A 14,596-nucleotide genomic window follows, 5' to 3' on the forward strand; every position below is an offset into this window, starting at 1 on the left:
AATGAGGTATGACCATATGCAAATAAATTTAATGGGCGAATCTAATTCGATTTTAACAGGATTACAGCTTTTATCGGATGAGTTGAACATTCAATTACATGAAAAAGGGTACCCGATTTCTGTCACACAAAGGGTCGGTCCTATTCAAGTTAGTAATAAAGGTGGCAAAGGTGAAATCATTTATCAGGAAAAAATTCATTTCTTTCGAGCCATTGGTTTATGGTTGGAAAACTACCGGAAGAATGGTGAATTTGAACTGAAAGAACACCCTCAATTTCAAACCAGTGGTGTGATGCTGGATGTTTCTAGAAATGCTGTTTTAAAAGTAGAGGAAGTAAACGGACTGCTTAGGAAAATGGCAGTAATGGGTTTAAATGTCGTTATGCTTTATACAGAGGATACATATGAAGTTCCAGATTATCCGTATTTTGGTTATATGCGTGGAAGATATACAGAAGCAGAACTGAAAGCTTGCGATGAATATGCTGATACCTTTGGCATTGAAATGATTCCTTGCATTCAAACCCTAGCCCATTTAATAATGGCTTTAAAGTGGGGCTATGCTTCAGATATAAGAGATACAGCTGATATATTACTAGTCGGTGAACCGAAAACTTATCAATTTATCGAAAGTATGATCGAAGCTGCCTCGAGACCATTTAAATCGAAACGAATTCATATTGGGATGGATGAAGCCCATCAGCTTGGGCTCGGGCGTTATTTAGACTTAAATGGTTATGAAAATCGTTTTGAGATTATGAACAAACATTTAAGTCAGGTTGTTTCCATCGCGGAACTTCATGGTTTAAAGCCAATGATTTGGAGTGATATGTACTTCCGATTAGGCTCAAAGCATGGGGAATATTATGATACAGATGTTAGTATTCCAAAAGAAGCGATTGAATCCATTCCAAAGAATGTTCAGCTTGTTTATTGGGACTACTATCATGATGATGAAGACTTTTACCGCGCTTATTTTGAGAAACATAGAGAGTTGGGAACAAATACTGTTTTTGCTGGCGGCGCATGGACGTGGAATGGGATATCACCTAATTATGGAAGAGCGTTTGCGACAACGGAAGCAGCTTTAACGGCATGTAAAAAAGAAGGTATTCAAGAAATTTTCACTACATTATGGGGTGACAATGGAGCAGAAACACCACTATCTACTGCATTACCCGTCATTCAGCTTTTTGCTGAACATACCTATCATGAAAAGGTTGGGAAAAATCAATTAGCAGACCGATTCCATTTCAGTACTGGTAATCATTTAGAGGATTTTCTTTTATTAAATCAATTAGATGAAACCCCAGGTGTAATGGAAAAAAATCTACATTCATCAAATGCTTCAAAATTTTTGCTGTGGCAGGATTTACTGTTAGGTTTATTTGATGAAAATATCCGCGGGCTGGGAATGAATGAGCATTTTCAAAAACTAGTTCCCCAATTAAATGCTGCCAAGGATAGAAACCCTAACGCATTGCTTTTATTTGAGTTCTATGAACAATTAGCTCGTGTTTTAAGTGTAAAGGCAGAAATGGGAATACAGTTAAAGTCTGCCTATGACCAAAAAGATAAGGAGAAAATGACATCTCTTTTAGAAGAAAGTAACGAACTGACCAAAGAGGCCGGGTTTCTTCGACACAAGCATAGAGAAGTATGGTTTTCCTTATATAAACCATTTGGATGGGAAGTATTGGAACTTCGCTATGGTGGTCTAATTGCGCGGATGGAAACTGCACAATTCCGTATACAGCAATGGCTAGAAGATAAGATTACAATCATTGAAGAATTAGAAGAAAAGAGATTAATACATGATGGTCCAAATGGTATTGAAGAAGGTTCTTTAGGAAACCACTTCTATCATCGGATTGTCACAGCGGGCAACTTAATTTAGGAGGTCAGACATATGCCAATTATTCAGTTTCCGAAAGATATGAAGTGGGGAAGTGCAACTGCTGCTTATCAAATAGAAGGGGCAGCATTCGAGGATGGGAGAGGGTTATCCATATGGGATACCTTTTCCCGTACCCCGGGAAACGTGAAAAATGGAGATAACGGTGATGTCGCATGTGATAGTTATCATCGTTATACAGAGGATATTGAACTATTGGACCAATTAGGGGCGAATGTGTATCGCTTTTCAGTTTCCTGGCCAAGGATATATCCAAACGGAAAAGGAGAACTCAATCCTAAAGGGTTGGAATATTACCATAACCTTGTTGATCATTTAGTGGAAAAAGGGATTGAACCAATGCTTACCCTTTACCATTGGGATCTCCCACAGGCTCTACAGGATAATGGAGGCTGGGCAAACCGAGAAACCGTTGAAGCCTATAGTCAATACGCTGAAACGATTTTTAAAGAATTTAATGGGAAAGTAAAGTATTGGCAAACAATTAATGAACCTTTGTGTGCAGCCTTTTTATCCAATTATCGAGGTGTTCATGCGCCCGGGTTTAAAGACCTGCAGCTAGCTGTTGATGTTTCCCATCATTTAGTTTTAGCACATGGAAGAGCAGTCAAGTTATTTAGAGATATGGAAATAGAAGGTCAAATTGGCACAGCAACCAATACAACGTGGAGAGAACCATTTAGCAATAAGCGGGAAGACATTGAAGCTTGCAGAAGAGAAATTGGACATAATATTGACTGGTTTCTAGACCCCATTTTAAAGGGGCGTTATCCAGACTATTTGGTGGAGTGGTTTAAAAAGAAAGGCGCAGAACTCCATATTGAAGAAGGGGATATGGAAATCATTCATCAGCCGATTGATTTTATAGGTGTTAACTATTATTCAGGAAATATTGCACGTTATAAAGAAAATGCTGGATTATTGGATATTGAAAACATTGAAATCGATTATGACCAGACCTATATTGAATGGCCAATCTATGCAGACGGCTTTTATAAAGTGTTTCAATATCTTGCAGAGCGCTATGGCAATGTTCCATTATTTATTACAGAAAACGGGGCATGTTGTATTGATGAACTTGTTAATGGAAAAGTGATAGACCTAGATAGGATCAAATATTATAAACAGCATTTAACAGCGGTAAGCAGAGCAATTGATTCAGGAATCAATATTATAGGTTATCTGGCATGGTCATTACTCGATAATTTTGAATGGGCAGAAGGATATGGAAAACGATTTGGTCTTGTTTATGTAGATTTCAATACAGCGGAACGGATAAAAAAAGATAGTTACTACTGGTATAAAAAAGTAATTTCTAATGGCTGGATGGAAATATAAATTGGCTGACAGAATCCTGAATATATCGAAAGAGGGATTAATCGTATGCAAAAGATAGTATTGATTGGTGCAGGAACGATGGGGATGGAACATGCCACTTCCTATTATTCTATGGAAGATGTTCATGTAGTCGGGATTGTTGATTTAAGGAAAGAACAAGCTGAACTAATTATTGGTCAACATGATACAAAGATTTTTCAAACCTTAGAGGAAGCAGTTGATAATCTAGATCATATTGATGTTATCGATGTTTGTGTTCCTACTTTTTTACATAAAGAATATGTGATGAAGGCAGCGGATTATGGAATTGATGTAATCTGTGAAAAACCGTTAGCGTATACACTTCAAGATGCACGAGAAATGATTGATTATTGTGAAAAGAAAGATGTGAGATTATTCGTTGGGCATGTTGTTCGGTTTTTCCCTCAATACTCAAAAACAAAAGAACTCGTATCGAATGGAACGATTGGAGATATAGGTGTCGTTCGAACGAAAAGGGGAGGGAACTTTCCTGCAGGATGGAGCGATTGGTATGCCGATCATACGAAAAGTGGAGGAGTGATTCTTGATTTAATTATTCATGATTTTGATTTCTTGCGCTGGACCTTTGGAGAGGTTGAGAGAGTGTTTGCAAAAGGCCTTTCTGAACGGAACATCGAACACCTTGATTATGCGTTAGTGACGGTAGTTTTTAAATCAGGAATTATTGCTCATGTAGAAGGAACATGGGCACATCAAACCTTTTCTTCACAATTTGAATTTGCAGGAAAAAGCGGCATTCTCGAATATGATAGTTTAAAAGAAGAGCCCGTTTTACTTTCAGTTAGAAAATCAAATGAGGAAAATAGCGGTGTACCCGTACCTCAAAGTCCTTTGAAAAAGTCACCGTATTATATTGAACTTGAACATTTCTTAAAATGTTTACAAACCAATGAAACGCCTATTGTAACAGCAGAAGATGCCTATAAAGCTATGGAAATCTCAGTGGCTGCACTAAAGTCTTTAAAAACAGGTTTACCTGTATCACTTGATACAGAAAGGGGCGATCTGAAATGAAAATTGGAATTATCAGTTTTGCCCATATGCATGCACATAGTTATGCATCCGTATTGAAAGGTATGGAAGGTGTGACACTGGCAGGAATAGCCGATGATAATGAAGAAAGAGGCAAAACGTATTCTCAGTTTTTTGACACGACCTATTATCAAAACTATCAAGATTTGCTAAAAAGCGATATTGAGGCTGTGATCGTTACATCAGAAAACAGTTTACATCATCAACATGTACTGGCAGCAGCCAAAGCTGGCAAACATGTTCTGTGTGAAAAACCATTAGCAACGAATTTAAACGATATGGAAGAAATGATTACTGTATGCGAAGAAAATCAAGTTTTGTTAGGGACAGCTTTTCCAGTTCGATTTAACACTCCCATTCAACAGGCTAAAAAGATGATTGAACAGGGCGTGCTAGGAGAAATTTTAGCGATTAAAGGAACCAATCGTGGAACTAATCCTGGAGGCTGGTTTATTGAAAAAGAGAAGTCGGGTGGTGGAGCTGTGCTTGACCATACTGTTCATGTTGTCGATATTATGAGATGGTTCACAGGTGCCGAAGTGACGGAAGTATATGCGGAAATTGGTAGTGTTTATACGAATCATCCCATTGATGATTGCGGAATTATTACGATGGAATTTACGAATGGGATGTTTGCCACTTTAGATTGCAGCTGGTCTAGGAATAGCTGCTATCCTACATGGGGCGATGTAACGCTAGAAATTATTGGAACGAATGGAACGTTAAAGGTGGATGCCTTTTCACAAAAGCTTGATTTATATTCTGATCACGATGGTGTCAAATGGATTGGCTGGGGTGATGATATGGATGCAGGGCTTATAGAAGATTTTGTTAACAGTGTAAGAGAAGGGAAGTCTCCGCTGGCAACTGGCTTTTCTGGTATGAAGGCAGTTGAGGTAGCACTTGCAGCCTATCAGTCTAATGAAAAAAAGACCCCAATAAAACTGAACTAATAATGATAGGAATCAAGGGGGTTACTTGATTCCTTGATTGCTTTTACATGAACAAAATGAAGGGGTGAATACATTGAAAGTTTCACAAGAAATATCTGCGGATCTTGTCATTATTGGCGGCAGTCTGGGAGGTTGTGCAGCTGCACTTGCTGCACTGCAGACTGGAAAAACGGTAATTTTAACTGAAGAAACAAAATGGATTGGTGGTCAAATTACCAACCAAGGGGTACCGCCAGATGAACATCCATGGATTGAAAGTTTCGGTGCAACAAGAAATTATCGAACATTCCGAAGAAAAATTAGAGACTACTATTTTACTAACTATCCAGTGAAGAATAACCAACGAAACAATCAGCAATTTAATCCTGGTAATGCATTAGTTAGTACTATTAGCCACGAACCAAGAGTGGCATTAACTGTTCTAAATGATATGTTGGCTCCTTTTTTAAGTAGTGGGAAGCTCACATTGTTAATCGAGTACAAAATAATTTGTGCTGAAACAGAAAAGGATCAGGTGCTTGCTTTAACCGTTAATAATCCAATAACAAAACATTTGCTTCTACTAAAGGGAAACTATTTTTTGGACGCAACGGAAACAGGTGATGTATTGCCTCTTGCGAATGTTGAGTATGTAACTGGAGCCGAATCACAAGCAGAAACCGGTGAAGACCATGCGGTTAGTATGGAAGCAGAACCTTTCAATATGCAGGCTTTTACGTATTGTTTTGCAGTTGATTATGTTGAGGGGGAAGACCATACAATCGAAAAACCTGCCCAATATGAGTTTTGGAAAGACTACCAGGCGCACTTTTGGCCTGCAAAGCAATTAAGCTGGTGGGGTCTAGTACCACATACATTGGAACCCATTGAGTATTCATTTTTTTACGAGCCAAACCGTTTTTCATTATGGAATTACCGGAGAATTATTGATCAAACAAATTTTGAACAAGGAACATTTCAAAGTGATATTACCATTGTAAACTGGCCGCAAAATGATTATTGGTTAGGTCCTATTATTGATGTATCGGATGAAGAAAGGGAAAAGCATATATTTAATGCAAAACAATTAAGTTTATCGTTACTATATTGGATGCAAACCGAAGCCCCGCGTCCAGATGGAGGCAGCGGGTATCCTGGTTTACGGTTAAGAAAAGATGTTTTAGGCACAGAAGATGGTTTGGCGATGTACCCATATATACGGGAATCAAGAAGAATTAAAGCAGAGTTCACGGTGAAAGAACAGCATATTAGTGGTGAAATCGATGGAAAGGATACTGCCACTTTTTTTGAAGATAGTGTAGGGATTGGTTGTTACCGTTTAGACCTTCATCCAAGCACAGGAATGAATAGTTACATTGATATAGCAGCCCATCCATTCCAGATTCCACTTGGCAGTTTAATTCCGATTCGAGTTCGAAATCTTTTGCCTGCTAGTAAAAATATCGGTACCACTCATCTAACCAATGGTTGTTACCGGCTTCATCCCGTTGAGTGGAATATCGGAGAAGCGGCGGGGCAATTAGCCTCTTATTGTATAGATAAAAACATAGTTCCACATGAAGTGAGAAATAAAGAATCATTTTTAAAGGATTTTCAGTCACGATTGGTACAAGCAGGAATTGAATTAGAATGGCCAAAAATTCATAAAGTCTGATTCCTATTTTAGAATGGAGTGGATAGCTTTGATCGCTCTTGTTGACAACAGTAAGCAAATGAAACCGTTTGTGGATGTTACAAACTACTTTTCAAGTATTGAAGAGTTACAAGAAAAAAATCTGTTAAAGTATGAGTTTATTATCATCAATGGTAACGACAATGGGATACCAATGAAATTGCCTTATGGAATGATAGAAAAGTTATGGGAATTTATAGAGCAGGGCGGGACCTTATATGGAGAATTAATTAATTGTGAGGAATTCCCAACATCAAGACTGTTTGGATTCAAACAAGATTTTGCTGTGACCAATCGCCGTCTTGAGAAATTAGTCATTTCCACCGATAACCTCTATTGTAAAAAAGGTCAGCTGCTCGAATGGCAAGGTCCCTTTTTAACTGGGTTTACATTTGATACGGAAAGATTATTGGATATCGGTCATTTTAAAGAAACCCATAGGACAGAAGAGGAAGGGGCATATCCTGGGATAATTGTAAAAAGTCATGGTAAAGGGAAAGCTATTTTTTCTACTTTTTCCTTTTTAGGAAATGAACAAATCTGGACGCTGCGACCTAATTGGTTATGGAATGATGTTATAAAATGGCTGATAAAGGATTATCAAATGCCACTGAAGATGATAAATCCGGTTATTCAGCTATCAAAACAAGGTGATTTTGAAAAAACCATTGAAAAGGGTGTGCAGTGGTTTTTACATTCAGGAATTTTGCCGAAGGCTGATGGAAGTCTCGGGGTTTATGAAAATGTTCATTCGATTCGAAGTGATATTAGCAATGATTTACGGCCTGATTGTCATGCTCATACCGCTTTAATGTTTTATTTGTATGGAGAATATACCAAGGATAGTAAATGGGAAAACATGTCTGCAAACTTGCTAACTTACTTATTCGAAGCAGGCTATCAGGACGTTGTCCCAAATTCGATAACTTATGGTTTTTGGAAGTGGTATCAAAGTCCTCGAAGCAAACCTGATCAAATCTTTTCAGATGATAATAGCTGGGTGGCACTTGTTCTATTATATCTTTATCGAAAAACGGGTATTGAAGAATACAAAAAAAGAGGTCTGTTAACAGCTTATGCTTTATTAAACACTCAAAATGTAAATGGTCTACGACCAGAATGTATCCGAGAACAAGAATTAGTAGATAACGGAAAGGCTTATTTTCAAACTTCAACGGAAGCCAGTATGAATCCGCATTTCGAAGCAATTGTTCATGCTGCATTTATACAAGCCTATCTTGTTTCAAATGATGGTGAATTTCTACAGACTGCCTCTAAGGGTACGTTAACTTTGTTGGAAAATAAAGAGAAACTGAAGTTTATGTATAGCAAAACAGCAGGATACAGCAGATTCCTATTATCATTAGCGCAATTGTATGCCATAACAAAAGATGAAGAAATCCGTAAAGGTCTATATGAAGTTACTGATTATTTAACTAGACACCAACATGAACTCGGAGCTATTGAGGAAGCGGATAATCCTGATCCAGAACGATATGGAACGGAAGATACCGGTGTTTTTCGTTTGAATCAAGAAGGTATTGCTGATCAGTTATATACTAATAATTTCTTATGTGTAAATGCCTGGGAAGCCGTGAAAGCAACTAGAAATTCTGATTTAAAAGATTTCCATGAAAAAATAGTCCATTTTATCTCTTCCATTCAAATCTCCGCTCCGAAATGCGAATTTGATGGCGGTTGGATGCGTTCTTTTCACCTGGAGCGTGGCGAGTATTATGGCAATAATGGCGATACAGGCTGGGGTGCTTATGTAATGGAGAGCGGTTGGACGAATGCTATCATTGTGTCAGGATTATTATTGAAAGAATTGGATCAGTCGCTACTAGATTTTTGATGTAAAGCTAAAGCAAGGAGATGTTTATATGTCTACCATTAACTGTACAATTTTAACGGATGAAACCCCTGTTAAATTTGCGAAAGAAGAGTTACACAAATATGCAGAAGAAGTTAAACAGCCCATCCATTATTCATTTGTATTAGGGGTGGAAAAAGATTTTCTTCAAATTGGCTTCATTGATCAACCATTATTTCAAGATGGCGCATCAATCGATGCATTTCAACTGATTCAAAAAGAAAGTGTAATTTATATTGTTGGTGCAAACCCACGTTCAGTCCTATTTGGTGTTTATCATCTTTGTAAAAATCTTTTTGGTTATAAGTGGGTTAGTTTTTTTCCAAATGAAAAAATCACATTTGATGATCAAAGAATCCTTGTTCCTGCTATATCTAAAGGAAAAATGAAACGGAGAGGGTTGGTTGTTGAAAACTATGATGAACCTGATTTTCTAGTACAGTTAATCGACTGGGCAGCCAAACATTATCTAAATGAACTATTTTTTACATTCATGTTATGGGATAAAGTGAAACATATTGTGGTAAAAGAGATTGAAAAACGTGGATTGTCAATCACTTTGGGCGGTCATAGTATGCACTACTTATTAAAGGAAACTTCTGTTATAGAAAAACAACAGATCAATTTTGCAGATGACAGTTGGAAGGACTTGATCATCAAAAAAATAAAGGATTATTGTGCTGAAACCAGCTCGATAGAAAGAGTATCATTATGGCCTGCTGATATTGGAGTAGAAGATGACCAACCGTTTTTAGCTCATTATATCGCGTTTACTGAACAAATCCAAAGTGAACTTCCCAAAATTCACGTTGAACATATTGCCTACAATGCGGGTCTATCGTGGAAAATGTTAGAGTTAACGGACGATGTGGAAAACTCAAAATCTGTGAATACATTATTCGCCTATTGGGGTAGAAACTATCAGCAATCTTTCAGAAATGAAGAAAGGGCAATGGATGTACTACAAAAATGGTGTGATGCAACAAAAGCATGGAATAAGGAATTAGCCGTTTTTGAATACTATAGTGATCATTTTATGCTTGGTGATTTATTTCCACCATTATTCAAACGGATTCATGAAGATATCGAGTCTTTTTATCAGCTAGGAATAGAAAATATTGTTAATTTGATTGTTCCTTATCTTCCAAAAGAACATGCAACTGAACTAGATTTTTTGTATCCATGGAAATCAACTCAGTTAATGAATGGTTATTACTTTGCTCGATTAAGTTGGGGAGATGTTTTTGAAGATGTAGAAACAGACTTTTTTTCCGTTTTTGATGAACATGAAGCTGAAGTCAAACATGCGTTAGGAAAGATTGAATCTATACTATCGGAAGTCTCTAAATGGAATGTGCCATTATTTCCAAATCGGATTATGGATCCAGAAAAAGTAGTAGGTCATAAAGACTTACAGTTAGTTTGTAATGATTTATTAAAATGGAAAAAGGATCTTGAACAATTGAAGGGCAATGCTGTACAAGAAATTGTCGATCCTTATAGTATGATTTGCTTTTATATACAGTACTTAAACGAAAAATTAGCAGAGTACCTATCTGAGTGGAATGATAAGTAAAAATGAGATATGGAACGGTGGGAGTAAGAATATGAAACAACGAATTGTCTTTATTGGGGATAGTATTACATGGTGGGGAATAAGTGAAGATGATCCAATAGGTACTGGCTATGTGCGTTTGCTTCATGATTATTTAAAGGTTACCTATCCAAATCGGAATTTGGCCATTTTTAATAAAGGTATCAGTGGGAATCGTGTGACAGATTTGGCCAATCGCTGGGAGAGTGATGTTATTTCCTTAAATCCGGATTTTGTTTCTATCTCAATCGGTATTAATGATGTATGGCGACAAGTCGATTCTCCTGAGATAGATCAAGTATATCCAGAGCAATTTGAAAAAATTTATGATTCTCTCCTTACAAGCATTACAACAAAAACAAAAGCCTCTATTGTACTAATGGAGCCAACGATTATTGAAGAAGATGTTCACTCTTTAGGAAATAAATTGCTCATCCCATATATTGAAGCTATTCATCGATTAGCAGATAAATATAATGCAACTGTCGTCCCAACACACCAAGCGTTTATTGGATTTTTGGAGTCTAGTAATGATAATCCTCTTACAATAGATGGTGTCCATATGAATTCGTTGGGGAATATGCTGATGGCAAAAGCATGGGTAAAAGCAACAAAGTTAGTATTAGGGTAGAGAAGGAAGACTTACTACTTCAACTTGAAACCTATTGCATTATGAAGGTAATGTTTATTTAAATGTACCAACCTCGTTTAGAAAATAAACGAGGTTTTTTATGCTATAAAAACAGGAAATCAACCTAAGATAAAGGTAGTCTCTCAGGATTCCATGTTTTTTATATACTTTTAGCTTACTAGTTATGGTATAGTACCAGTGTGAAAATATCGTATTTAAAGGGGCAATTATGAGAAAAGAATGGATTTGCCGCTGGTTTTTTTTATTTTTGGATTAATCGTATTTGGGTTGGGCATTGCCTTAACAGTCGGAGGAAAGTTAATAGGAATAGGTCCTTGGGATGTGTTTCACTATGGATTGTTTTTGCGAATCGGGCTAACAATCGGAACATGGAATATCATTATGGGCTTGCTATTATTAATGGTTTCCTTTATTGCAACGAAAAAGCTGCCTAAAATTGGTGCGTTTTTAAATATGCTGTTGATTGGCTTATTTACAGATTTCTTTATCTGGCTTTTGCCAAGTACCAATAGTTTAATAGGAGCTGTAATTTTCTTTAGCATAGGTGCAGTTCTCATGGGGGTTGGAACGGGAATCTACATGTCGGCTGATTTGGGCTCTGGACCGCGTGATGGAATCATGCTATTGATTATCGGAAAGACAGGCTGGAGTATTCAACGGGTTCGTAGTGAATGGAAGTACTCGTACTAATACTTGGTTGGGCATTAGGAGGTCCAGTTGGTGTCGGAACAGTAATTATTGCCTTCCTTTTAGGACCAATTGTAGGAATTTCTTTACCACAGTCTAAAAAACTGCTAAGGTTTTTACTCGAGGAAAAAGCAGATAATAAACTAGCAGTTTAACGGACATGTTTCCAGCGGAACCAGGATGATTAACTAACTATCAGTTAATCATCCTGGTTCCGCACTTTGTTGATAAAGATAACAAGAGTGTTAAAATAAAATAGGTATAGGATAATTTGAGTCCAGGAGGATCCATGGATGGTAACCATTAAAGAAATAGCCGAAAGGGCAAATGTTTCGCGTACTACCGTTTCAAGAATCATAAATAATACGGGGTATGTTAGTGAGGACGCGAAAAGAAGAGTATTAAAGGTAATTGAAGAAACCGGATATATCCCTAGTGAAAATGCTAAATCATTACGGACGAAAAAGACAAAGGTTATTGGTGTGATTCTCCCTAAAATCAGTACGGAAACATCGAGCCGGCTTGTAAGTGGATTGGACGAAATTTTCGCAAAAGAGGGTTATCAAATCCTATTAGCCAATACCAATCTCAATCCGGAAAAAGAGATTGAATACTTAAAGCTGTTAAAAAGCAGACATGTCGATGGCATGATCCTGTCGGCGACCAATATTAACCCGCCATTAGTGGAAGAGATTTATCAGTTAAAAATTCCATTTGTTACTGTTGGGCAGCCTATCTCCGGTTTGGCCAATGTCCTGTTTGATGATTATCAGGCATCTAAAGATATGATTTATTACTTGATTAAAAAAGGCTATAAAAATATTGCTTTTATCGGCGTAACGGAGGAAGACTATTCAGTTGGGTATTTACGGAAGTTGGGTTACCTGGATGCGATGAAAGAGAATCAGTTAGGTGTTGAGGAAAGCTGGGTGCAAACAGGAATTTTTAATGTCGATTCGGGTTATGATTGCATGAAGACCATCATGGAAACCTCCAAACGAACACCTAATGCGGTGGTGGCTGTGACGGACCGGCTTGCGATAGGTGCGTCCCATTACATTAAAGATAAAGGACTTTCCATCCCAACGGATATCGCTGTTACTGGAATGGGTGCCTCAGAGCTGGCAAGACATATTTCTCCTCCTTTGACCACAATTGATTTTTCAGTGGAAGAGGCAGGGCGCGAGGCTGCCAGTTTATTATTGGCGCAAATAAAAGGTGAAAATTATCATGAAACCGTTAAGACAATTAAGTATAGACTTCTGGAACGTTCCAGTATATAATTAGTGTGTAATCGATTCCACAACGGTTGCACTTTATTTTTTCAAAAAAGGGAATCGATTCCACAAGGTATAAATGTAGGATACATTCCACAAAATAAGAGAAATTTTTTTTTTACTATCTGGAATCGATTCCATACTAAAAACTGAGGTGAATACGATGTCAGAAAATCGCAAAATTGCGCAAGATGTGATCGAAGCTGTTGGGGGCGAGGAGAATATCCAATCAGTAGCCCATTGTGCAACACGACTAAGAATCATGGTCAATGATAAAGAAAAAATCAACCAAGAACAGGTAGAACAAATCAATAAAGTAAAGGGAGCTTTCTATAATTCCGGTCAATACCAAATTATCTTTGGCACCGGTACAGTAAATAAAATTTACGAAGAAGTATCCAACTTAGGACTCGATACAAAGTCCGCAACTGATCAGAAAAAAGAAGCAGTAAAAAGCGGAACAAAATTTCAAAGAGCAATCCGTACTTTTGGGGACGTATTTGTACCGATTATTCCGGTTCTAGTGGCAACAGGTCTCTTTATGGGTCTTCGCGGTTTGGTGATGCAGGACCAACTATTAGCTTTATTTGGAATGAAGCCGGAGGATGTATCACAAAACTTCTTGCTCTTTACACAGGTGTTAACGGATACAGCCTTTATCTTCCTGCCGGCTCTTGTTGCCTGGTCAACGTTTAGAGTATTTGGCGGAACTCCAATTATTGGATTGATTCTCGGACTCATGCTGGTTTCACCTGCCTTGCCTAATGCCTATGCAGTTGCAGGCGGCAGTGAAGAAGCGCTACGTTTCTTCGACTTTATTCCGGTAGTTGGTTATCAAGGTTCTGTGATCCCAGCCTTTATTGCCGGTATTATTGGAGCGAAGCTTGAAAGAGCGATTAGAAAACGTGTTCCTGAAGCATTGGATTTAATTGTTACTCCTTTTGTTACGCTACTTGTGATGAGTGCTCTTGCACTATTAGTCCTCGGCCCAATCTTCCATACAGTTGAGCAAGGTATCTTAAATGTTGCGACCAATGTCCTTTCATGGCCATTTGGATTGGCGGGTCTATTAATTGGCGGATTAAACCAGCTGATTGTAATCACAGGTGTTCACCATGTATTCAATATGTTAGAAATTCAACTGCTGGCTGAATTCAAAAACAACCCTTACAACGCGATTATAACGTGTTCGGTTGCGGCACAGGGCGGTGCTGCCCTGGCAGTAGGATTAAAAACAAAATCTGCAAAATTAAAAGCACTGGCTCTGCCTTCCTCATTCTCAGCATTTTTAGGAATCACTGAGCCAGCCATCTTCGGGGTAAATCTTCGTTACGGAAAACCATTTATTATGGCACTGATTGGCGGTGCTGCAGGAGGATTTTTAGCTTCCATTCTTGGACTAAAGGCAACAGGTATGGCGGTTACCGTTATTCCTGGAACCCTGCTTTATCTAAATGGGCAGATTTTACAATATATTTTAGTAAACGTCGTTGCAATCGCCGTAGCCTTCATTTTAACTTGGATGTTCGGCTATTCAGATAAAGAAGTGGAGAAATAGGCA

The 14,596-nt window shown here is 37.9% G+C and carries 12 protein-coding genes; all 12 read left to right on the plus strand.

The window, feature by feature from the left end; translation table 11 throughout:
- Window positions 1-16: 16 nt before the first annotated feature.
- The 12 genes from AC2TFD_RS06790 to AC2TFD_RS06845 all read left to right on the plus strand — a co-directional run bounded on the left by AC2TFD_RS06790 (window position 17) and on the right by AC2TFD_RS06845 (window position 14,593).
- Window positions 17-1,897 carry a beta-N-acetylhexosaminidase gene (locus AC2TFD_RS06790; RefSeq protein ID WP_335518225.1) on the plus strand — a complete coding sequence of 627 codons (1,881 nt, stop codon included), beginning with the start codon at window positions 17-19 and terminating at the stop codon, window positions 1,895-1,897.
- A 12-nt stretch (window positions 1,898-1,909) separates the two neighbouring features.
- The gene (locus AC2TFD_RS06795; RefSeq protein WP_335568967.1) at window positions 1,910-3,253 is read left to right on the plus strand and encodes a GH1 family beta-glucosidase; all 1,344 of its coding nucleotides are present in this window, start codon (window positions 1,910-1,912) and stop codon (window positions 3,251-3,253) included.
- Window positions 3,254-3,298: 45 nt separating this feature from the next.
- Window positions 3,299-4,309: a Gfo/Idh/MocA family protein gene (locus AC2TFD_RS06800; RefSeq protein ID WP_335518219.1), complete on the plus strand. Its 1,011-nt coding sequence runs from the start codon at window positions 3,299-3,301 to the stop codon at window positions 4,307-4,309.
- Entirely contained in the window at window positions 4,306-5,280 is a 975-nt protein-coding gene (locus AC2TFD_RS06805) for a Gfo/Idh/MocA family protein (RefSeq protein WP_335518216.1), read from the plus strand. Before AC2TFD_RS06800 ends, AC2TFD_RS06805 begins: the two co-directional genes overlap by 4 nt.
- 73 nt (window positions 5,281-5,353) lie before the next feature.
- Entirely contained in the window at window positions 5,354-6,934 is a 1,581-nt protein-coding gene (locus AC2TFD_RS06810) for an FAD-dependent oxidoreductase (protein ID WP_335518213.1), read from the plus strand.
- A gap of 28 nt (window positions 6,935-6,962) precedes the next feature.
- Complete coding sequence (locus AC2TFD_RS06815; RefSeq protein ID WP_335518211.1) at window positions 6,963-8,807, plus strand: hypothetical protein; 1,845 nt, start codon at window positions 6,963-6,965, stop codon at window positions 8,805-8,807.
- A gap of 28 nt (window positions 8,808-8,835) precedes the next feature.
- Entirely contained in the window at window positions 8,836-10,401 is a 1,566-nt protein-coding gene (locus tag AC2TFD_RS06820; RefSeq protein WP_335518208.1) for a beta-N-acetylhexosaminidase family protein, read from the plus strand.
- Window positions 10,402-10,432: 31 nt separating this feature from the next.
- Complete coding sequence (locus AC2TFD_RS06825; protein ID WP_335568966.1) at window positions 10,433-11,050, plus strand: SGNH/GDSL hydrolase family protein; 618 nt, start codon at window positions 10,433-10,435, stop codon at window positions 11,048-11,050.
- 240 nt (window positions 11,051-11,290) lie between these two features.
- The gene (locus AC2TFD_RS06830) at window positions 11,291-11,761 is read left to right on the plus strand and encodes a YczE/YyaS/YitT family protein (protein ID WP_335518202.1); all 471 of its coding nucleotides are present in this window, start codon (window positions 11,291-11,293) and stop codon (window positions 11,759-11,761) included.
- Window positions 11,743-11,913 carry a hypothetical protein gene (locus tag AC2TFD_RS06835; RefSeq protein WP_335518200.1) on the plus strand — a complete coding sequence of 57 codons (171 nt, stop codon included), beginning with the start codon at window positions 11,743-11,745 and terminating at the stop codon, window positions 11,911-11,913. Before AC2TFD_RS06830 ends, AC2TFD_RS06835 begins: the two co-directional genes overlap by 19 nt.
- A 138-nt stretch (window positions 11,914-12,051) precedes the next feature.
- On the plus strand, window positions 12,052-13,041 hold the full coding sequence (locus AC2TFD_RS06840) for a LacI family DNA-binding transcriptional regulator (RefSeq protein WP_335518197.1): 990 nt from the start codon (window positions 12,052-12,054) through the stop codon (window positions 13,039-13,041).
- Window positions 13,042-13,198: 157 nt separating this feature from the next.
- Window positions 13,199-14,593 (plus strand): sucrose-specific PTS transporter subunit IIBC, encoded by a 1,395-nt coding sequence (locus tag AC2TFD_RS06845; protein WP_335518194.1) that lies wholly within the window; start codon window positions 13,199-13,201, stop codon window positions 14,591-14,593.
- The last annotated feature ends 3 nt before the right edge of the window (window positions 14,594-14,596 follow it).

Source organism: Neobacillus sp. plas4 (assembly GCF_057221695.1).